Below are 20,736 nucleotides of genomic sequence, written 5' to 3'. Positions count from 1 at the left end.
CGGTAAACCGTTGGACGGACCAGCTACTGGAAAAAGTGGGAATAAGATAAGTTTTCTTTAGTGGGAAGTAAAATCCCGCATGCGTTCAATCGGCAAAATTACGCCAGATATCCTGAATATCTTCCATCAGAAAGCCGCGGTAGAGCAAAAAGCGCTGGATTTTGACTTTTTCTGAAAATTCACGCGGCAGCGGTTCGCCGTACTTACGAATCGCCTGCTCTTTTGCCAGTTCGCACCAGTCCGTGTCGCTTTCGCGCATCGCTTTTTCGATGGACTCCCTGGCCACCCCTTTCTGGTTAAGCTCCTGGCGGATGCGCGCGGGCCCATACCCTTTGCGACCACGGCTGGCGAGAAAACGCGAGGCAAACCGGTCATCGTCCAGGTAATGATGCTCATAGCACCAGGCCACCACGCGGTCGTAGTCTTCCGCAGTGGCATCAATCTCTTCCGGCCCGTTTTTGCTCATGACGGGCGCTGACAGCTTCCGCCGCAGCTCCTGTTCACTGTGGTCGCGCACGGCGAGAATGCGTACCGCACGATCCAGCAAGCGCGCGTAGGCGGGTCGGCGTGATGTCGGTTCACTCATAAAAAACCTGCAGAATCAGAAATGCAAAAAGGGCCGCGTCAGCAGCCCTTCATCTTTACACGAGAGACTTAAAAGTCTTCGTTGGTTTCTTCAGCATCCGCGGCATCCACCACGAAATCAGGTTTGGAGTCCTGGTTGTTCAGCAGAAGCTCACGCACCTTCTTCTCAATCTCTTTCGCCGCAGCCGGGTTCTCTTTCAGCCAGGAGATAGCATTCGCTTTACCCTGACCAATCTTGTCACCGTTGTAGCTGTACCAGGCGCCCGCTTTTTCAATCAGCTTCTCTTTCACGCCCAGGTCAACCAGCTCGCCGAGGAAGTTGATACCTTCGCCGTAGAGGATCTGGAATTCAGCCTGTTTGAACGGTGCTGCGATTTTGTTCTTCACAACCTTCACGCGGGTTTCGCTACCCACCACGTTCTCGCCCTCTTTCACCGCGCCGATACGGCGGATATCCAGACGGACAGAGGCGTAGAATTTCAGGGCGTTACCACCGGTGGTGGTTTCCGGGTTACCGAACATCACACCAATTTTCATACGGATCTGGTTGATGAAGATCAGCAGCGTATTGGACTGCTTCAGGTTACCGGCCAGCTTACGCATCGCCTGGCTCATCATACGTGCCGCGAGGCCCATGTGAGAGTCACCGATTTCACCTTCGATTTCCGCTTTTGGCGTCAGCGCCGCAACGGAGTCGACGATGATCACGTCAACCGCACCGGAGCGTGCCAGCGCGTCACAAATTTCCAGCGCCTGCTCGCCGGTGTCCGGCTGGGAACACAGCAGGTTGTCGATATCAACGCCCAGCTTACGGGCATAGACCGGGTCCAGCGCGTGCTCGGCATCGATAAACGCACAGGTTTTACCTTCGCGCTGCGCCGCTGCAACAACCTGCAGGGTCAGCGTCGTTTTACCTGAGGATTCCGGACCGTAGATTTCTACGATACGCCCCATCGGCAAACCGCCCGCGCCCAGTGCGATATCCAGAGAAAGCGAACCGGTGGAGATTGTTTCCACATCCATGGAACGGTCTTCACCCAGGCGCATGATGGAGCCTTTACCGAATTGCTTTTCGATCTGGCCCAGTGCTGCCGCCAACGCTTTCTGTTTGTTTTCGTCGATAGCCATTATTACTCCTGTCATGCCGGGAGAAGCAACTGCGCTTCACCATGGACTTCTGTTCTGTTGGTGCAATTATACTGTATAGTCATACAGTATCAAGTATTTTGTAGAAATTGTTGCCAGAGCGTTTTTAACGCATAAACGGTAGCCTGACGACGCACGCTTTCGCGATCGCCGCTGAAGCACTCCCGGCGGGTGATCCCTTCCCCTTTGGACGTGGCAAACCCGAACCAGACGGTGCCGACAGGCTTCACGTCGCTGCCGCCGTCCGGCCCCGCGATGCCGCTGATGGAAATGGCGTAATCTGCCCTCGCCTCTTTCAGCGCGCCAATGGCCATTTCAATGACAACCGGTTCGCTGACCGCGCCATGCTGTTCCAGCGTGGCTTCGCGCACGCCAATCATCTGCGCCTTAGCTTCGTTACTGTAGGTCACAAAGCCACGTTCAAACCAGGCGGAACTGCCGGCGATATCGGTAATCGCTTTCGCCACCCAGCCGCCGGTGCAGGATTCCGCGGTGGTAATAGTCGCGCCACGCTGCTTCAGGGCAAGGCCAACGATCTCGCTTAGCTGCATCAATTCATGGTCAGTCATTCTTGCTCCAGGCTTGAGAAAAACGTGCAGCACAAGATAGCACTTTCTCGTCAGATATGGGGATGCGCTTCAGGTTTTACGAGGGGGCTTCAGAAAAAAGCCGGTGCGGGCGCACCGGCTGTAAAAATATTATTTCATGCTGTTCGCAAGCGTATCGACATTATGGCGAAACGCCTTAACGTAGGTGTCTGCTGCCCCACCTTTTGCCGACAGGGCTTCCGGGTAAAGTTCGCCGCCCGGCTGTGCGCCCGTCGCCGACGCAATCTGCTTCACCAGACGCGGATCGAGCTGGTTTTCCATAAACCACGTTTTCACGCCGTCGGCTTTAATCTGCTTGATAATCTCCGCCACCTGCGACGCGCTGGCCTCGCTCTCTGAAGAGAGTCCTTGAGGTGCCAGGAAGGTTACGCCGTAAGCGCGGCCAAAATAACCAAACGCGTCATGGCTGGTCAGCACTTTGCGCTTTTCCTGCGGGATCTGGCTAAAGCGCGTTTTGGCCCAGCTGTCCAGTTGAGTCAGTTGCGCAATGTATGGTTTTCCTGAAGCCTCCAGCGCCGCTTTGTCTTCCGGATCGGCTTTCACCAGCCCGTTCAGAATATTTTGCGCATACAGCGCACCGTTCGCCGCGCTGTTCCAGGCGTGCGGATCGGTCACGGTCTTTCCATCTTCCTCAAGCGTGTGGGTTTTCACCCCGTTTGAGGCGACGACCAGCTGGCCTTTGAACCCGGAGGCTTTCACCAGGCGGTCGAGCCAGCCTTCCAGCCCCAAACCGTTGACCACGACCACGTCAGCCTTGCTCAGCGCCGCGCTGTCCTTAGGCGACGGTTCGAAGGTATGGGGATCGCCGTCCGGCCCCACCAACGTCGTCACGTTTACACGATCGCCCCCCACCTCCTGCGCGATATCCCCCAGTATCGAAAAGCTGGTGACCACATTCAGCGTTTTCGCCATCACGCTATGCGACATCATCCCCAGCGCTAGCGCCATGATTAATCCTGTACTTTTCATCGTTTCCCCTTGCGTTAATAAAGCGCCCGCAGGCTGCCAGCCAGCCTGCTGCGCGTGCCAAATAAAACGGAAATAAAGAACAGCGCGCTGGCGGTCAGCACAATAGATGGCCCCGCGGGTAAACTTGCCGCCCAGGAGAAGCTTAGCCCCAGCCACGCGCAGAAAATACCGCTGATACCAGCCATCAGGAGTAATCCGGGTAAGGTGCGGACCCAACAGCGCGCCGCCACCGCCGGGAGCATCATCAGCCCGACGGCCATCAGCGTGCCGAGCACCTGAAAACCGGCCACCAGGTTCAGGACCAGCAGCGCCAGAAACAGGCCGTGCAATACGCCTGGTAGCCAGCGGGCATTCACCTCCAGCCAGGCGGTGTCAAACGCCTCCGTCACCAGCCCGCGGTAAAAAAGAGCCAGCATGATAAGGGTGAAGATGCACACGCCGGTCACAAACAGCGCGGCGTCGTTGTCCACCGCGAGGATTGAGCCAAACAGCAGATGCAGCAGATCGACATTCGAGCCGCGCAGAGATACCAGCGTGACGCCCAGCGCCAGTGACCCCAGGTAAAAACCGGCAAAGCTGGCATCCTCTTTCAGCGGCGTGCGGCGGCTGACCAGCCCGGCCACCAGCGCAACGGCAATCCCGGCGATAAACCCGCCGACGGTCATAGCCAACAGCGACATCCCGCTGAGCAAATACCCCACGGCGACACCGGGCAAAATGGCGTGAGAAAGCGCATCGCCCATCAGGCTCATCCGGCGCAGCTGAAGAAACACGCCGAGCGCGGTGGTGCTGACGGAGAGCGCCAGGCAAACCACCAGCGCGCGGCGCATAAAGCCGAATTCGATAAACGGCAGGAAGAATGTGTGCCAGATCATGCCACCCTCACCCGTTCGGTTTTCCACTGGGGGGCGTCAGCATCCAGCCGCAGCGTCTGCGGGAAGTGGCGCGCCACGCGCTCGCTGTCGTGCAGTACCGCGAGCAGCGTTTGCCCCTGCATATACATCTCCAGCATCAGGTCCATCAGCACGTTGCAGGTCGCTTCATCAACGCCGGTGAAGGGCTCGTCGAGCATCACCAGCGGCGCCTGCTGTACTAACACGCGGGCAAAAAGCATGCGCTGAAACTGGCCGCCGGAGAGTTCATCAATGGTGGAGAGCGCCATCGACTCCAGCCCCACGCGCTCAAGTGCACCACTAATGCGCAGACGCGCTTCGCGACGAAAACCGGCGAAAAGCGAAATTCCGGGCCAGCAGCCCATGCTCACCACGTCCTGGACGGTCAGCGGAAATTGCGCTTCCAGCGCGTGACGCTGCGCCAGCCATCCGATTACCGGTCGTCTACCCTGCCAGTGAAATCTGCCGCTGACGGGCGGAATAAATCCGGCGAGGGTTTTCAGCAGCGTGGATTTGCCGCAGCCGTTGGCGCCGATAATGGCGGTCATGCTGCCGCGTTCAATCACGCCCGAAAGCGGACGCGTGACGGGCTGGCGGTCGTAGCCCGCAACCAGTGCGTTCATCACGATCATGGCAGCGCCACCGCCCAGCGCACGGCCAGCCCGAGAAAAAGAATGAGCACCATCGCCAGCAGCAGCCGAACCGGGGATGAGAGAGAAAACAGGGACATGGATATTTCAACTCAAAAATAATGTTATAACATAACAATAATGAAAGGCGATGAAGATGTAAACGGCGGGAATGAAATGGGAGTGTGGCGAAATGTTTCTGCGGGAAGAGGTGCGCGCTGGTGCCCTCTCCCACAGGGAGAGGGCGGAAAAAGGCGAGTTACTGACTAAACGGCGACGCCGCCGGGACGCGAGCCTGCGATACCGCCAGCCCCAGTTGCCACACCGCCATCGCATAGTGGGTGCTATGGTTGTAGCGGGTGATGGTGTAGAAGTTCGGCATGCCGTACCAGTACTGGTAGCCGGTTCCCACGTCCAGACGCAGCAGGCTCACCTGGTCAACATTGCCCAGCGGCTGGGTTGGCGTTAAGCCTGCCGCCGTCAGCTGTGCAACGCTGTATTTGGTTTTAAAGCCGTTTTCCAGACCAAACGCTTCGCCGTTCGCCTGCACGGCAACCTGGCCGCCCGGCGTCCAGCCGTGCGCTTTGAAGTAGTTCGCCACGCTGCCGATGGCATCCACCGGATCCCACAGGTTAATGTGACCATCCCCGTTAAAGTCGACGGCATACTGCTTATAGGAGGACGGCATAAACTGGCCGTAGCCCATCGCGCCGGCAAATGACCCTTTCAGATCGAGCGGATCGTCCTGCTCGTTGCGCGCCATCAGCAGGAAGGTTTCCAGCTCGGAAGAGAAATACTCCGCGCGGCGCGGGTAGTTAAAGGAGAGTGTCGCCAGTGCGTCGAGGATGCGGGTTTTGCCCATCACGCGCCCCCAGCGGGTCTCTACGCCGATAATCCCGACGATGATTTCCGGCGGCACGCCGTAAACCTGCCACGCGCGGTTGAGCGCATCTTCATACTGGTTCCAGAACGCCACGCCGTTTTGCACGTTGTCCGGGGTAATAAACTGTTTGCGGTAGCGCAGCCACGCGCCGTTCGGCCCGCTCGGCACCTGGGCGGATGGTCCCTGCCTGTCCATCAGGCGCAGAACGTAGTCCAGACGCTTCGCCTGAGACAAAATTTCATGCAGCTGCTGGCGGTCGAAACCGTGTTTGCTCACCATTTTATCGATGAACTGCTCGGCCGCCGGGTTATTCGCGAAGTCGCCTCCCATCTGCATCATATTGTGCTGCGGCTCCAGCAGGAATCCCCCGGAAGGCGCGCCCGCCGTTTGCTGAACGGCTTCGGTCTTAGGTTTGCTGCTACAGGCAGACAGCAGGATAAGCGCAGGCAACAGCGCTGCATAACGACGCTTGAACATGAGACATCCATTTAACGGGTTCGATAAGAACCCAGTATGGTAAAGCATCCGCAACACCTCAAGGAAGCGGTACGCGCCTCCACAACGCAAATCCGCGCTTTTTTCCACCGAAAATCATTCACCCCATCAATTAACTTTCAAAATAATACATTTTTCTTTCATTGTGAGATCTAACTAACACTTTAAAACCTTTCAAAGTGATTATTATTAGCCGCAGTTATACAAAAACAAAAAAGCCCCACAGGAGAGAAGAATGATAGAGACCATTACCCACGGCGCCGAGTGGTTCATCGGGCTGTTTCAGAAAGGCGGAGAAGTGTTCACCGGCATGGTGACCGGGATCCTGCCCCTGCTGATCAGCCTGCTGGTGATCATGAACGCGCTGATCAACTTTATCGGCCAGCAGCGCATCGAACGCTTTGCCCAGCGCTGCGCCGGTAACCCGCTGTCCCGCTACCTGATATTGCCATTCATCGGCACCTTTGTTTTCTGTAACCCGATGACCTTAAGCCTCGGCCGCTTTATGCCGGAAAAGTACAAGCCGAGCTACTACGCCGCCGCCTCCTACAGCTGCCACTCGATGAACGGCCTGTTCCCGCACATCAACCCCGGAGAGCTGTTTGTCTACCTCGGGATCGCCAGCGGCCTGACCACGCTTGGCCTGCCGCTCGGCCCGCTGGCGGTGAGCTACCTGCTGGTTGGCCTGGTGACCAACTTCTTCCGCGGCTGGGTGACTGACCTCACCACCGCTATTTTCGAGAAAAAAATGGGCATCCAGCTTGAACAGAAGGTCCATCTTTCAGGAGCGACAGCATGAACCGGATCCGCATTGAGAAAGGCACGGGCGGCTGGGGCGGCCCGCTGGAGTTCGACGCCACCGAAGGCAAAAAGATCGTCTACATCACCGCGGGCACGCGCCCGGCGATTGTCGACAAGCTGCGCGAGCTGACCGGCTGGGAAGCGGTTGACGGCTTTAAAGAAGGCGAGCCGCCGGAAGCGGACATCGGCGTGGCGGTGATTGACTGCGGCGGCACGCTGCGCTGCGGCATCTATCCGAAGCGCCGCATTCCGACGGTGAATATTCACTCCACCGGGAAATCCGGCCCGCTGGCGCAGTACATCCTGGAGGACATTTATGTCTCGGGCGTGAAGGAGGACAACATCACTCTGGTGAATGGCACTGCCGCGCCGCAAAAAGCAGCCCCGCGCGAGTACGACACCAGCAAGAAAATCACCGAGCAGAGCGACGGCCTGCTGGCGAAGGTCGGGATGGGGATGGGCTCCGCCGTGGCGGTGCTGTTCCAGTCCGGGCGCGACACTATCGACACGGTGCTGAAAACGATTCTGCCGTTTATGGCGTTCGTCTCGGCGCTGATCGGCATCATCATGGCGTCCGGTCTGGGCGACTGGATTGCCCACGGCCTCGCCCCGCTCGCCAGCCACCCGCTCGGGCTGGTGACGCTGGCGCTGATCTGCTCCTTCCCGCTGCTGTCGCCGTTCCTCGGCCCGGGCGCGGTGATTGCTCAGGTCATCGGCGTGCTGATTGGCGTGCAGATTGGACTGGGGAACATTCCCCCGCACCTCGCCCTGCCCGCCCTGTTTGCCATTAACGCCCAGGCGGCGTGCGACTTCATCCCCGTGGGGCTGTCGCTGGCCGAAGCGCGCCAGGACACCGTGCGCGTGGGCGTGCCGTCCGTGCTGGTGAGCCGCTTCCTGACGGGCGCGCCGACGGTGCTGATTGCCTGGTTTGTCTCCGGCTTTATCTATCAATAAGAGGTTCCTGCAATGAACGTCATTTACCAGACCACCATTACCCGCATCGGCCAGAGCGCAGCGGACGCGCTGAGCGACCAGATGCTGATCACCTTCCGCGAAGGCGCTCCGGCGGATATCGAAGAGTTTTGCTTTATCCACTGCCACGGCGAACTGAACGGCGAGCTGAAGGCCGGAAGCCAGCTGGAGCTGGGCGAGGCGCGCTATGCCGTCACCGCCGTCGGCGACGTGGCGGAGCAAAACCTGCGCGAGCTCGGCCACATCACCCTGCGCTTCGACGGCCAGCCGCAGGCGGAATACCCCGGTACGGTTCACGTGGATGGCCCGGTTCCGCAGTCTGTCACCCCAGGCTGCACGTTAAAATTTGTTGCGTAATTAAGGAGAGTCACATGAGTCAGGTTGCCGTTGTCATTGGTGGGGGACAAACCTTAGGCGAGTTCCTCTGCCGTGGGCTTGCCGCAGAGGGCTACCGCGTGGCGGTAGTGGACATTCAGAGTGAAAAAGCCGCCCGCGTGGCGGACACCATTAACACCGAGTTTGGCGAAGGGATGGCATACGGGTTTGGTGCCGACGCCACCAGCGAGCAGAGCGTGATGGCGCTGGCCCGCGGCGTGGACGAGATTTTTGGGCGCACCGATCTGCTGGTCTACAGCGCGGGAATTGCGAAAGCGGCGTTTATCAGCGATTTCGAGCTGGGGGATTTTGACCGTTCGCTGCAGGTGAATCTGGTGGGCTATTTCCTTTGCGCCCGCGAGTTTTCCCGCCTGATGATCCGCGACGGGATTCAGGGGCGCATCATTCAGATCAACTCAAAATCCGGGAAAGTGGGCAGCAAGCACAACTCCGGGTACAGCGCGGCGAAGTTTGGCGGCGTGGGGCTGACGCAGTCCCTGGCGTTGGATCTGGCCGAATACGGGATTACCGTGCACTCGCTGATGCTGGGCAACCTGCTGAAATCGCCGATGTTCCAGTCCCTGCTGCCGCAGTACGCCACCAAGCTCGGCATCAAGGCTGAGGAAGTGGAGCAGTACTACATTGATAAAGTGCCGCTGAAGCGCGGGTGTGACTATCAGGACGTGCTGAACATGCTGCTGTTTTACGCCAGTCCGAAAGCGTCGTACTGCACCGGGCAATCGATTAACGTGACCGGTGGGCAGGTGATGTTCTGATCGAGCGGCCTGATGCCCTCACCCTAACCCTCTCCCACCGGGAGAGGGAACAAAACAAGGAGTCGATATGGTAACCGCACTCATCACCGTCGCCGCCCTCGCCTGGCTGTGCCAGATGGCGTTTGGCGGCTGGCAGATCCACCAGTTTAACCGCGCGTTTGATGCGCTGTGTCAGAAGGGCCGCGTCGGCGTCGGGCGTTCCGGCGGACGCTTTAAACCGCGCGTGGTCGTCGCCGTAGCGCTGGACGAGCACGACCGGGTGTGCGATTCCCTCCTCATGCGTGGCATGACGGTATTTGCCCGTCCGGCCAAAATCCAGGCAATCAACGGCCTCTTGTTACAGGAATTGCAGCCTGATGTGATCTTTCCCCATGATCCACTCTGTCAGAATGCACTATCATTAGCGCTCAATCTGAAACATGGATAATTTCGTTGTGAAAGTTATAGACTTGCGAAATTATCATTTCGCAACCTAAGGAACGAAGCGCCTATGAAACCACGTCAGCGGCAGGCGGCCATTCTCGAGCATCTACAAAAGCAGGGAAAATGCTCGGTAGAGGATCTGGCCCACTACTTTGACACCACCGGCACGACAATACGCAAGGACCTGGTATTGCTCGAAAACTCTGGCGCCGTTATTCGCACCTACGGCGGCGTGGTGCTCAACAAGGACGAAGCGGACCCGCCAATCGATCACAAAACGCTGATCAATACCCACCAGAAAGCGCTGATTGCCGAAGCCGCCGTCAAATTTATCCAGGACGGCGATTCCATCATCCTCGACGCAGGCAGTACCGTCCTGCAGATGATCCCCCTGCTCAGCCGCTTTAACAACATCACGGTGATGACCAACAGCCTGCACATCGTCAACGCGCTGTCCGAGTTCGACAGCGAGCAGACCATCCTGATGCCCGGCGGCACCTTCCGCAAAAAATCGGCGTCCTTTCACGGCCAGCTGGCGGAGAACGCTTTCGACCACTTCAGCTTCGATAAACTGTTTATGGGCACCGACGGCATCGACCTTAACGCAGGCGTCACGACGTTTAACGAGGTGTTCAGCGTCAGTAAAGCCATGTGCAACGCCGCGCGGGAGGTGATTTTAATGGCCGACTCGTCGAAGTTTGGCCGCAAAAGCCCCAATATTGTCTGTAGCCTCGAAAGCGTTGATAAGCTGATTACCGACGCGGGTATCGATCCGGCGTTCAAAAAAGCGCTGGAAGAGAAAGGGATCGACGTGATCGTAACCGGAGAAAGAGATGAGTGATTTTCTGTTAGAAACGGGCCGCCAGACGCTGATGCTGGAGCTGCAGGAAGCCAGCCGCCTGCCGGAACGTCTGGGCGAGGATTTTGTCCGCGCCGCCAATACCATTATCCACTGCGAAGGCAAAGTGATTGTGGCGGGCATCGGTAAATCCGGCCATATCGGCAAGAAGATTGCCGCGACGCTCGCCAGCACCGGTACCCCGGCGTTCTTCGTGCATCCGGCAGAGGCGCTGCACGGCGATCTCGGGATGATCGAAAGCCGCGACGTGATGCTGTTTATCTCCTACTCCGGTTCGGCCAAAGAGCTGGATCTGATTATTCCGCGCCTGCAGGAAAAATCTGTCGCCCTGCTGGCGATGACCGGGAAACCCCGCTCGCCGCTGGCGCTGGCCGCCAAAGCGACGCTGGATATTTCCGTTGAGCGTGAAGCCTGCCCGATGCACCTCGCCCCGACCTCCAGCACCGTTAACACCCTGATGATGGGCGACGCGCTGGCGATGGCGGTAATGCAGGCGCGCGGATTCAATGAGGAAGATTTTGCCCGTTCGCATCCGGCAGGTGCGCTCGGCGCGCGACTGCTCAACAAGGTTCACCATCTGATGCGCACCGACGATGCCATTCCGCAGGTCAAACTCGATACCAGCGTGATGGACGCGATGCTGGAGCTGAGCCGCACCGGTCTGGGGCTAGTGGCGGTATGCGATGACGGCGGAAACGTGAAGGGCGTCTTCACCGACGGCGACCTGCGCCGCTGGCTGGTGGGCGGCGGCAGGCTGGAAACAAACGTGTCTGACGCCATGACCAAAGGCGGGCTGACGCTCAACGCCGACAGCCGCGCCATTGAAGCCAAAGAGGTGCTGATGAAGCGCAAAATCACCGCCGCACCGGTGGTGGACGAGCACGGCAGGCTGTGCGGCGCTATCAACCTGCAGGACTTCTACCAGGCTGGGATTATTTAACCCTTCAGCCCAAGACGCTTCGCCAGCCGGTGCAGGTTGGCGACGTCCATCTCCAGCGCCCGCGCGCACGCCGCCCAGCTGCGGTTATTCTGCTCCAGCGCGCGGGTAATCATCTGACGCTGAAACTCTTCCGTCGCTTCGCGCAGGTTTTCGATTGCGCTCTCAGGCACAGCAGGCTTCACGGTCGGGGCATTTTCCTCATGCAGCGCAAAATGGCGCGCATGAATCACCACTTCATCCCCTGAGCGCGTCGCCCTCGCCAGCACCACCGCGCGGTGAATCGCATGCTCCAGCTCGCGCACGTTGCCCGGCCAGCCGTAGCTGAGCAGATGCGCTCTTGCCCCCGGGCTAAGCACCACGCGGGACAGCCCCATTTTGAGTCGGCACTGTTCGCAGAAATAACCCGCCAGCAGCACCACGTCGTCTCCGCGCTCACGCAGCGGCGGCACGGACAGCGGGAACACGCTCAGGCGATGGAACAGGTCGGCTCGGAACTGCCCGGCCAGCACCGCTTCGCGTAGATCCCGGTTGGTCGCAGCAAGGACCCGCACGTCCACCCGCAGGCTGCGGTCATCCCCCACGCGCTGGATGTCGCCGTACTGCAATACGCGCAGCAGCTTGGCCTGAAGTGAAAGGGAAAGCTCGCCAATCTCATCAAGAAACAGCGTGCCGTTATCGGCCATTTCAAACTTGCCGCTGCGGTTGCTGATGGCCCCGGTAAACGCCCCTTTGACGTGACCGAAAAGTTCGCTCTCCGCCACGCTTTCCGGCAGCGCGGCGCAGTTGAGGTACACCAGCGGGTTGACCGCGCGCGGCGAAGCTTCATGGATGGACTTCGCCACCAGCTCCTTACCGGTACCGGTCTCTCCGAAGATCAGCACGTTCAGATCGGACGCGGCAACAATCTCAATCTCTTTTTTGAGCTGCGCCATGCCGGGCGAAAGGCCGATCATCTCCGTATGCGCCACCTGCTCAAACGCCGCCGGGCTGCCGGGAAGAATATTCTGGCTCTCCAGCTGCTCTATCAGCAGCGCATTATTCAGCGCCCCGGCGGCCAGCGCGGCAATCAGCCGTAGCTCTTCGTCGCTGAAGGTGTCGAACTGATCCGGCGACATGCCGTCGAGGGTTAATGCGCCAATCAGATTCTGCCCGGCGAACAGCGGCAGGCCAATACAGGCGTGCACCTTCAGGCTCTCCTGCCCCGGAATCAGGCCGTCGTACGGATCGGGCAGATCGCTGTCTGCCGGGAAACGCACCACGTCGCCCGCGCGGGCAATGGTTTCCAGACGTGGGTGGCCCTCCAGCGTAAAGCGCCGCCCGAGTACGTCCTTCGCCAGGCCGTCGATAGCCAGCGGAATAAACTGCCGCCCTTCGTAACGCAGCAGCGCCGACGCATCGCAATCCAGCACGTGGCGCAGCGTTGAGATCAGGCGCTGAAAGCGGTCCTGATGGCCGATACCGGTTTGCAGCTCAATGGCGATCTTCGCCAGCACGTCTACGGAAAAGCTCATGTCTGCCTCACTGTCATTTTGACAATGAATAATGTCATATTGACTCTTTTTAGGATAGTCATAATGACTACTCACTATGGGGCATTAAATCACAACTTATTGAATATTAATAATTTAAAAAATTGGCACGCAACTTGATGTAAGCAAACCATCTTATTTGAAAACGCTGTATTAAGTTGAGGTTGCTATGTCTATTCTGGTTAAAAATAACATTCATTGGGTGGGTCAACGTGACTGGGAAGTGCGCGATTTCCACGGGACGGAATACAAAACGCTGCGCGGCAGCAGCTACAACAGCTATCTCATCCGCGAAGGTAAAAACGTCCTGATCGATACCGTCGATCACAAATTCAGCCGTGAGTTCGTGCAGAACCTGCGCGGAGAAATCGACCTGAATGACATCGACTACATCATCATCAACCATGCGGAAGAGGACCACGCCGGGGCGCTGACCGAGCTGATGTCCCACATTCCGGATACCCCAATCTACTGCACCACCAACGCCATTGATTCAATTAACGGCCACCACCACCATCCGGAGTGGAACTTCCACACCGTAAAAACTGGCGACACGCTGGATATCGGCAACGGCAAGCAGCTGATCTTCGTCGAAACCCCGATGCTGCACTGGCCGGACAGCATGATGACCTATATGACCGGCGACGCGGTGCTGTTCAGCAACGACGCCTTCGGCCAGCACTACTGCGACGAACGCCTGTTTAATGATGAAGTGGATCAGACCGAGCTGTTCGAACAGTGCCAGCGCTACTACGCCAATATCCTGACCCCGTTCAGCCGTCTGGTGACGCCTAAAATTACCGAGATCCTCGGCTTCAACCTGCCGGTGGACATGATTGCCACCTCCCACGGCGTGGTGTGGCGTGAAAACCCCACCCAGATCGTCGAGCTGTACCTGAAATGGGCCGCGGATTACCAGGAAGACCGCATCACTATCTTCTACGACACCATGTCCAACAACACCCGCATGATGGCGGACGCGATTGCCCAGGGGATCAATGAAGTTGACCCGAACGTGGCGGTGAAAATCTTCAACGTGGCGCGCAGCGATAAGAACGAGGTATTGACCAACGTCTTCCGCTCCAAAGGCGTGCTGGTGGGTACCTCCACCATGAATAACGTGATGATGCCGAAGATTGCCGGCCTGGTGGAAGAGATGACCGGCCTGCGCTTTCGTAACAAACGCGCCAGCGCCTTTGGTTCACACGGCTGGAGCGGCGGCGCGGTAGACCGTCTTTCCACCCGTTTACAGGATGCGGGTTTTGAGATGTCCATGAGCCTGAAGGCGAAATGGCGTCCGGATATCGACGCGCTGGAAATCTGCCGCCAGCATGGCCGCGACATCGCCCGTCAGTGGGCGCTCGCCCCGCTTCCTGAAGTCACCGCAAAACCTGCGGAACAGCCACAAACCTGTTCTGCGGCAGCCAGCGCCGATCTTGGTCCGCGCATGCAGTGCAGCGTCTGCCAGTGGATCTACGATCCTGAGCTGGGCGAACCGCTGCAGGATGTAGCTCCGGGCACGCCGTGGAGCGAGGTGCCGGACAACTTCCTCTGCCCGGAATGCTCCCTCGGCAAAGACGTCTTTGATGAACTGGCAACGGAGGCAAAATGAGCAACGGCATCGTTATCATCGGCTCGGGCTTTGCTGCCCGCCAGCTGGTGAAAAATATCCGCAAACAGGATGCAAACGTGCCGTTGACGCTGATCGCCGCCGACAGCATGGACGAGTACAACAAGCCTGATTTAAGCCACGTCATTAGCCAGAATCAGCGCGCCGATGACCTCACCCGCCAGACGGCGGGGGAGTTCGCAGAGCAGTTCAACCTGCGCCTGTTTCCGTACACCTGGGTCACCGATATCGATGCCGACGCCCACGTGGTAAAAGCGAAAGCGAAAACCTGGCAGTACGACAGGCTGGTGCTGGCGACCGGGGCATCTGCGTTTGTGCCGCCGGTTGAAGGCCGCGAGCTGATGATTACCCTCAACAGCCAGCAGGAGTATCAGGCCAGCGAAACCCTGTTACGCGATGCGCAACGGGTGATGATTGTCGGCGGCGGGCTGATCGGCACCGAGCTGGCGATGGACTTCTGTCGGGCGGGAAAATCCGTGACCCTGGTTGACCACGCAGCGAGCATTCTGTCGGCGCTGATGCCCGCAGAAGTAAGCAGTCGCTTACAGCATCGTCTGACCGATACGGGCGTGCATCTGATGTTGAAATCGCAGCTACAAAGCCTGAGCAAAACCGAAGGCGGTATCCGTGCCACGCTCGACCGAAGCCGCAGCGTAGAAGTGGATGCGGTGGTTGCCGCGACGGGCCTGCGCCCGGAAACCGCGCTGGCGCATCGCGCAGGGGCTGAAATAAACCGCGGCGTGAAGGTAAATAGCTACCTGCAAACCACGCGGCCGGATATTTATGCCCTGGGCGACTGCGCGGAAATTAACGGCCAGGTGCTGCCCTTCCTGCAGCCGATACAATTAAGCGCCATGTATCTGGCAAAAAACCTGCTCGGCGGCAGCGCGCTGCTGAAATTACCCGCCATGCTGGTAAAGGTCAAAACGCCGGAATTGCCGCTGCATCTTGCAGGTGAAACGCAGCGTCAGGATCTGAACTGGCAAATTACCCTCGAACCGCAGGGAATGGTGGCGCGCGGCACCGATGCTGACGGTCAGATATGCGCCTTTGTCGTCAGCGAAGACCGGATGAAGGAGGCCTTCGCCCTGCTGAAATCGCTGCCTGCTTAACCCTCGTATTGCCGGGTAGCGCTCCGCTTACCCGGCCTACATGCAGACCCGCGCAAGCGTAGCGCCGCCGGGTAAAACAGGGTGGGGAGTTCAGGAACGCACCACCAGCGCGTCGTAGCCGCGCCAGCGATAGTTGGCCATGGAGATGAGCCAGCAGGCAACGAACAGCCCGACAACCACAAACCCGGCGTTGCCCAGGTTGTCATTTACCGCGCCGATCAGATCCCAGATGCCGCCGCTGAGGGCAAATTTAGCCATCAGCAGGCCCAGCGCTTCCAGCCCGCCGATAAACAGCGCAACCACCACGGAGGTGCCGGTGATGGTCATGTTGTAGTAGAGCTTGCGCTGCGGTTTATCAAACGCCCAGCCGTAGGCACCGACCATCAGCAGGTTATCGAGCGTATCCACCAGCGCCATGCCGCTGGCGAAGAGCGCCGGGAAGATCATGATTGACCACACGGACATCCCGCTGGAGGCGCTGGCGGCGGAGATCCCCAGCACGCCAATTTCGGTGGCCGTGTCGAAGCCGAGGCCAAACAGGAAACCCACCAGATACATCTGCCAGCTTTTATTGACGAGGCGGAAGGTTTTACCGAACAGCCAGTTCATAACGCCCCCCTGGGCAGGCAGCGTGACGTGACCCTGCACCGTCTGGCCCTTTTTCAGTGCCTGGAAACTGCGCCAGACGCCGCGCAGGATCACCATATTCACCAGCGCCATCGCCAGCAGGAAGGTGGCGGATACCGCAGTGCCAATCAGGCTGCCGGTTTCGTGGAACCATTCCATGTTTTTCTGAAACGCCGTGGCGGTGGCGGCGATGGCAATGGAGGCCAGCACCACGATGGTGGAGTGCCCCAGCGAGAACCACGCCCCCACCCCGCACGGGCGTTTGCCCTGCTGCATCATCTTACGCGTCACGGTATCAATGGCCGCGATGTGGTCGGCATCCACCGCATGGCGCAGCCCGTAGCACCACGCCAGCAGGCTGGCGGCCATCAGCGCCGTGCTGCCGCTAAAAGAGTGCCATGCCCATCCCCAGGCCAGCAGGTTTGCCATTACCAGAGCCAGCAGCAGAAGCGCGGCGCGAGGTTCGTTGCGTAACAGTCGTAACATTTTAAATCCTTTTTGAACATGACCGGGCAGCGGCAACCACCGCCTGCCCGAAGGAGATCGCTCCGTCACCTGCGGGCAGGCGCGAAGGAAAAAGAAGCGTAAAGTCAGAGAGATGATGACGCAGGCGCTCGCGCAGCAGGCGGTTGTGCAACACGCCGCCGCTGAAGCAGATTGTCGAAATCGATAAGCGTCGGGCATGGCGCGCGGCGAGCTGAGCCAGCCCTTTTGCCAGCGCGTCGTGAAACGCCCACGCGCGCTCGCAGGGCTCCGCCTGCCAGTTCAACCACTGCTGCCAGAACAGCGCAAGGTTATTCGCTTCCAGAATCACCGGATGGTCAACGCCCGCGCACTGCAATGCCAGCGCCTCCAGCCTGCACGCTGCCTCACCTTCGTAGCGCTGCGCGTCGATGCCCAGCGCGCAGGCGACCGCGTCAAACAAACGACCGCAGGACGACGCCTGCGGCGCGTTGATGCCACGCTGGATCGCCGTTGCCAGCAACGGCCAGCTGTGGCGTTGAACCGCTCGCGTTTCCGGGTAGCGTTGCCAGTCCGGGACAAACGCCAGGCAGTGGGCGAGCAGATTACGCCACGGCTGCTTTGCCGCCAGATCGCCGCCCGGCAGCGCCACGGCAGGCAGGCCGCCGAGCCGTTCGCAGTCGAGATAGTTCACCCGCAGGCACTCTCCGCCCCACAGCGCGCCGTTCTCGCCCATGCCGATCCCGTCCAGCGTCAGAGCGATAGCGTCTCCGCCGCCGAGCGGCCAGCCGTTCTCCGCCAGGCACGCCGCCGCGTGAGCGTGATGATGCAGCACGGTTTCGACGGGCAGCGCCTGCTCCTGCGCCCACCGGCGCGCGCGATACCCCGGATGGGCATCGCACACCAGCTTATCAGGCTGGAAAGCGTAGATGTCCTGCATCGTCGAGAGCGCGCTGCGCCACTGCGCCTCTACGCCCTCGTCGCTCAGATCGCCAAAGTGCTGGCTCAGCACCGCCTGGTTGCCGCGCACCAGGCAGAAGGTGTTTTTCATCTCTGCACCGGTGCACAGCATGGCGGGGATATTCTCAAAACCCGCGGGCAACGTGACGGCATCGGGCACAAAACCCCGGGCACGACGCAGGATAGCGCCATCCCGATCCATCACCGAATCATCCATGCGCTGCAGGATGTCGCGGTTGTGCAGCAGGAAGCCGTCCGCGATGCCGCTGAGATCCTCCAGCGCCTGCGCGTTGGTGACGGCAGGCGGCCTGCCACTGAGGTTGCCGGAGGTCATCACCAGCGGGCGCCGGCAGTCCATCAGCAAAAGATGCTGGAGCGGGTTCGCGGGCAGCATCACGCCAACGCAGTCGAGCCCTGGGGCAATTTCCTCAGGAAACGCGGGAAGCGAAGCTTTCGGCGTCAGCACGATCGGTGCCGCGGGCGAGCGTAACAGCGTCTGTATCGTCTCCGGCAGATCGTCCGCATCCGGTAGCATCACCGCCAGCGGCTTCGTCGGGCGCTGCTTGCGCATTCGCAATTTCTGTATCGCCTGCGGATCCAGCGCGTCGCAAACGAGGTGGAAACCGCCCAGCCCTTTAACCGCGACAATGCCGCCGCCTTTCAGCATCGCCACCGCCGCGCGTAAAGCCGATTCGCGAGTGGCAATAGTGTCTCCGGCTCGCCATTCCAGCTGTGGCCCGCAGTCCGGGCAGGCCACCGGCTGGGCGTGGAAGCGGCGGTCGGCCGGGTTGCGGTACTCGGTTTCGCACGGCGCGCAGAGCGGGAATGCGGCCATCGACGTGGCCGGACGGTCGTACGGCATGGCGCGGATAATGGTAAACCGCGGCCCGCAGTGGGTGCAGTTGATAAACGGGTAACGATAGCGGCGCTCGCGGGGATCGCGCATTTCAGCCAGACACGCCGGGCAGGTGGCGGCATCCGGCACGATTTGCGTATCCATCGCCCCGCGCTCGCTGTGGCGGATGGTAAAGTCCTCAGGCATGTCCGCCCAGGTGAACGGCTGCGTTTCAACGCGATCGATGCGTGCCAGCGGTGGGCAGTCCTGATGCAGCCTCGCGGTAAAGTCCCCCCCATTACCCGCGAGACGCACCAGGACACCCTCTCCGTCGTTGCAGACATCGCCCACAAGCTTCAGCCGGTGCGCCAGCTGCCAGACGAAGGGCCGAAACCCCACGCCCTGCACTTTGCCGCGCACCCGAAGCAGTACGCCGTTAACGCTCATCGCAGCTTAAAACAGCAGCGATGACGAGGTGTCGAACGCCGCGCGACGGCGTTTTTCTGCGCTCATCTGCTCAAGCTTGTCACGATCCACGCAGACCAGCGCGTGCGTCGGGCAGGCCTCCATACAGGCCGGGCCGGCTTCGCGGTGATAGCAAAGATCGCATTTATTGGCTTCGGCTTTCTCCGCCCGCACGCTCAGCCCCATGCCGCTGTTGCGCACCACCGGGCGGACAACCACCTCCATCGCGCCATACGGACACGCCACCACGCAGGTTTTGCAGCCGATGCAGCGCTCCTGCATCACGTGCACAAAGCCCTTCTCGCGCTTAATCGCCCCGTTCGGGCAGACGTTCGCGCACGGCGCATCTTCGCACTGGCGACAGATGGCGGCGGTGGAAATATTCACACCTTTAATGACGTGAATGCGCGGCAGGAAGGTATCGGGAGTGAGAGAGGCGCAATCCTGCTCCGCCTGGTGGGAAACCACGCACGCCACTTCACAGGTACGGCAACCAATGCACTTGCTGGCATCGGCCATAATAAAACGGTTCATCTGCTTCTCCGGCATAACTGTTATGCGCGAAGCTATTCATAAACCGTGCCAATATTTAACCCACTGATTTTTAACAATAATAAAAACGCAGCGTTTCTGTCATCGTCATTAGTGACGATGACAGATGTCGACGTCAGCGGTGCGGGCCATCGGTAACGGAGTCGCGCAGAACAAGCTCGCCAGAAAAGGTTTGCTGATATTTGAACTCTCCGCCGTCGAGCATGAAAATCAGGCGACTGACGATCTCCTGGATCATCGCCGTCACCGGAATACGCACGCTGGAGAGCGACGGCACGATGTAGGGCGCAATCGCCACGTCGTCAAAGCCGATAACGGACACCGCGTCCGGCGTGGCGACGCCGCTGTCGTGCAGCTGCTTAATGGCGCCGATCGCCATATCGTCGTTGCTCGCCACCAGCGCGGTAAACGGTTCGCCGCGGGAAAGGAGTTGAGTGACCGCCGCCGCGCCGCTGGCCGGGTTCCACTTCCCTTCGGCGATAAGCGCGTCACGCGCAGCAATACCGTGCTGCGCCAGCGCATCCCTGTAACCGGAAAGACGTTCAACCCCGGTGGGGGAATCCAGCGAACCGGTGATAAAGGCAATCTCCCGGTGCCCTTTCGCAATCAGCTGCGACACCGCGTCCTGACACGAGGCTTTATGATCGGACCAGACGCTGTGGCTGCTGTTTTTCCGCAGGCGGCGGTTAAGCACCATAATCGGCTGCTCGCATTTCTCGACGAGCTCGTCCAGCTCTTCCACGCTCAGAAAACGCGGGTAGATAATTACCGCATCGCAGCGCATATCCAGTAGATACTGGATCGCCTCGCGCTCTTCTTCGGCGCTGTGCTTGCCGTCGGCGAGGATCAGCTGCCGCCCTTTTTCTTCCGTCATCCGCGCGGCGTTAAACAGCAGCTCGCTAAAGTAGACGCCGTGATACAGGGTGTTGGTCACTACCAGCCCAAGCGTCTGGGTGCGTTTGGTCGCCAGATTTCGCGCCAGCAAGTTCGGGCGATAGCCGCTCTCTTCAATAGCCTGAAAAACCCGGTCTTTGGTCTCCTGGCTAACGTAGCCGTTGCCCGACAACACCCGGGAAACCGTCGCTTTCGACACGCCTGCCCGCTTCGCCACTTCCAGCATCGTGGTCATATTGTTCTTCCATCCGAAACTCATGCGGGCAGTGTACTGCACCGCGAAAAAATTGTCGCAGCGACGACGTCACGCTTTCTA

The 20,736-nt window shown here is 59.5% G+C and carries 21 protein-coding genes; 9 read left to right on the top strand and 12 right to left on the bottom strand.

The features are described 5' to 3' along the window. Positions 1-85: 85 nt before the first annotated feature. The 7 genes from recX to mltB form a co-directional block, all read right to left on the bottom strand. Entirely contained in the window at positions 86-586 is a 501-nt protein-coding gene (recX, locus tag ACTJI7_RS19680; protein ID WP_028014188.1) for a recombination regulator RecX, read from the bottom strand. A gap of 68 nt (positions 587-654) precedes the next feature. After that, the gene (gene recA / locus ACTJI7_RS19675; protein ID WP_028014189.1) at positions 655-1,713 is read right to left on the bottom strand and encodes a recombinase RecA; all 1,059 of its coding nucleotides are present in this window, start codon (positions 1,711-1,713) and stop codon (positions 655-657) included. Between the two features lie 89 nt (positions 1,714-1,802). Beyond that, the gene (pncC, locus tag ACTJI7_RS19670; RefSeq protein ID WP_028014190.1) at positions 1,803-2,300 is read right to left on the bottom strand and encodes a nicotinamide-nucleotide amidase; all 498 of its coding nucleotides are present in this window, start codon (positions 2,298-2,300) and stop codon (positions 1,803-1,805) included. Between the two features lie 129 nt (positions 2,301-2,429). After that, entirely contained in the window at positions 2,430-3,308 is an 879-nt protein-coding gene (locus tag ACTJI7_RS19665) for a metal ABC transporter substrate-binding protein (protein ID WP_048960112.1), read from the bottom strand. A 14-nt stretch (positions 3,309-3,322) separates the two neighbouring features. After that, positions 3,323-4,183 (bottom strand): metal ABC transporter permease, encoded by an 861-nt coding sequence (locus ACTJI7_RS19660; RefSeq protein ID WP_063155071.1) that lies wholly within the window; start codon positions 4,181-4,183, stop codon positions 3,323-3,325. Next, positions 4,180-4,833 carry a metal ABC transporter ATP-binding protein gene (locus ACTJI7_RS19655; RefSeq protein ID WP_028014193.1) on the bottom strand — a complete coding sequence of 218 codons (654 nt, stop codon included), beginning with the start codon at positions 4,831-4,833 and terminating at the stop codon, positions 4,180-4,182. Before ACTJI7_RS19655 ends, ACTJI7_RS19660 begins: the two co-directional genes overlap by 4 nt. A 256-nt stretch (positions 4,834-5,089) precedes the next feature. Further along, positions 5,090-6,190, bottom strand: coding sequence for a lytic murein transglycosylase B (mltB, locus tag ACTJI7_RS19650; RefSeq protein ID WP_192978754.1), 1,101 nt, complete (start codon positions 6,188-6,190; stop codon positions 5,090-5,092). 253 nt (positions 6,191-6,443) lie between these two features. On the opposite strand from mltB, the gene srlA reads away from it, so the two are divergent. From srlA to gutQ, 7 genes are all read left to right on the top strand, one after another. Continuing rightward, positions 6,444-7,007, top strand: coding sequence for a PTS glucitol/sorbitol transporter subunit IIC (gene srlA, locus ACTJI7_RS19645; protein ID WP_003862164.1), 564 nt, complete (start codon positions 6,444-6,446; stop codon positions 7,005-7,007). Further along, positions 7,004-7,963, top strand: a complete 960-nt coding sequence (gene srlE / locus ACTJI7_RS19640) for a PTS glucitol/sorbitol transporter subunit IIB (RefSeq protein WP_045261264.1) — start codon at positions 7,004-7,006, stop codon at positions 7,961-7,963. Before srlA ends, srlE begins: the two co-directional genes overlap by 4 nt. A 12-nt stretch (positions 7,964-7,975) precedes the next feature. Beyond that, complete coding sequence (srlB, locus tag ACTJI7_RS19635; protein ID WP_041908503.1) at positions 7,976-8,338, top strand: PTS glucitol/sorbitol transporter subunit IIA; 363 nt, start codon at positions 7,976-7,978, stop codon at positions 8,336-8,338. A 14-nt stretch (positions 8,339-8,352) separates the two neighbouring features. After that, positions 8,353-9,132 carry a sorbitol-6-phosphate dehydrogenase gene (gene srlD / locus ACTJI7_RS19630; RefSeq protein ID WP_023294411.1) on the top strand — a complete coding sequence of 260 codons (780 nt, stop codon included), beginning with the start codon at positions 8,353-8,355 and terminating at the stop codon, positions 9,130-9,132. A gap of 67 nt (positions 9,133-9,199) precedes the next feature. Next, complete coding sequence (gutM, locus tag ACTJI7_RS19625) at positions 9,200-9,559, top strand: transcriptional regulator GutM (protein WP_028014197.1); 360 nt, start codon at positions 9,200-9,202, stop codon at positions 9,557-9,559. Between the two features lie 63 nt (positions 9,560-9,622). Continuing rightward, positions 9,623-10,396: a glucitol operon DNA-binding transcriptional repressor SrlR gene (gene srlR / locus ACTJI7_RS19620; protein WP_010434430.1), complete on the top strand. Its 774-nt coding sequence runs from the start codon at positions 9,623-9,625 to the stop codon at positions 10,394-10,396. Beyond that, a complete protein-coding gene (gene gutQ / locus ACTJI7_RS19615; RefSeq protein ID WP_041908497.1) occupies positions 10,389-11,354 on the top strand; it encodes an arabinose-5-phosphate isomerase GutQ in 966 nt (321 codons plus the stop codon). Before srlR ends, gutQ begins: the two co-directional genes overlap by 8 nt. On the opposite strand, the gene norR is transcribed toward gutQ, so the two are convergent. Then, complete coding sequence (gene norR / locus ACTJI7_RS19610; RefSeq protein ID WP_048960108.1) at positions 11,351-12,865, bottom strand: nitric oxide reductase transcriptional regulator NorR; 1,515 nt, start codon at positions 12,863-12,865, stop codon at positions 11,351-11,353. The genes gutQ and norR overlap by 4 nt on opposite strands. A gap of 187 nt (positions 12,866-13,052) precedes the next feature. Between norR and norV the strand changes: the two genes are divergently transcribed. Next, the gene (gene norV, locus ACTJI7_RS19605; protein WP_028014201.1) at positions 13,053-14,495 is read left to right on the top strand and encodes an anaerobic nitric oxide reductase flavorubredoxin; all 1,443 of its coding nucleotides are present in this window, start codon (positions 13,053-13,055) and stop codon (positions 14,493-14,495) included. After that, entirely contained in the window at positions 14,492-15,625 is a 1,134-nt protein-coding gene (gene norW, locus ACTJI7_RS19600) for an NADH:flavorubredoxin reductase NorW (protein ID WP_192978753.1), read from the top strand. Before norV ends, norW begins: the two co-directional genes overlap by 4 nt. Positions 15,626-15,715: 90 nt before the next feature. On the opposite strand, the gene ACTJI7_RS19595 is transcribed toward norW, so the two are convergent. The 4 genes from ACTJI7_RS19595 to ACTJI7_RS19580 all read right to left on the bottom strand — a co-directional run bounded on the left by ACTJI7_RS19595 (position 15,716) and on the right by ACTJI7_RS19580 (position 20,655). Beyond that, a complete protein-coding gene (locus ACTJI7_RS19595; protein ID WP_192978751.1) occupies positions 15,716-16,738 on the bottom strand; it encodes a HoxN/HupN/NixA family nickel/cobalt transporter in 1,023 nt (340 codons plus the stop codon). A 1-nt stretch (position 16,739) separates the two neighbouring features. Further along, positions 16,740-18,956 (bottom strand): carbamoyltransferase HypF, encoded by a 2,217-nt coding sequence (gene hypF, locus ACTJI7_RS19590; RefSeq protein ID WP_222563554.1) that lies wholly within the window; start codon positions 18,954-18,956, stop codon positions 16,740-16,742. A 6-nt stretch (positions 18,957-18,962) separates the two neighbouring features. Continuing rightward, the gene (gene hydN / locus ACTJI7_RS19585) at positions 18,963-19,508 is read right to left on the bottom strand and encodes an electron transport protein HydN (protein WP_008499565.1); all 546 of its coding nucleotides are present in this window, start codon (positions 19,506-19,508) and stop codon (positions 18,963-18,965) included. 133 nt (positions 19,509-19,641) lie between these two features. Continuing rightward, positions 19,642-20,655, bottom strand: a complete 1,014-nt coding sequence (locus ACTJI7_RS19580; RefSeq protein ID WP_032644912.1) for a LacI family DNA-binding transcriptional regulator — start codon at positions 20,653-20,655, stop codon at positions 19,642-19,644. Positions 20,656-20,736 lie beyond the last annotated feature (81 nt).

Source organism: Enterobacter sp. 22499 (genome assembly GCF_052044815.1).
Lineage (GTDB): Bacteria > Pseudomonadota > Gammaproteobacteria > Enterobacterales > Enterobacteriaceae > Enterobacter > Enterobacter bugandensis.
This window is presented reverse-complemented; position numbering and strand designations above follow the sequence as displayed.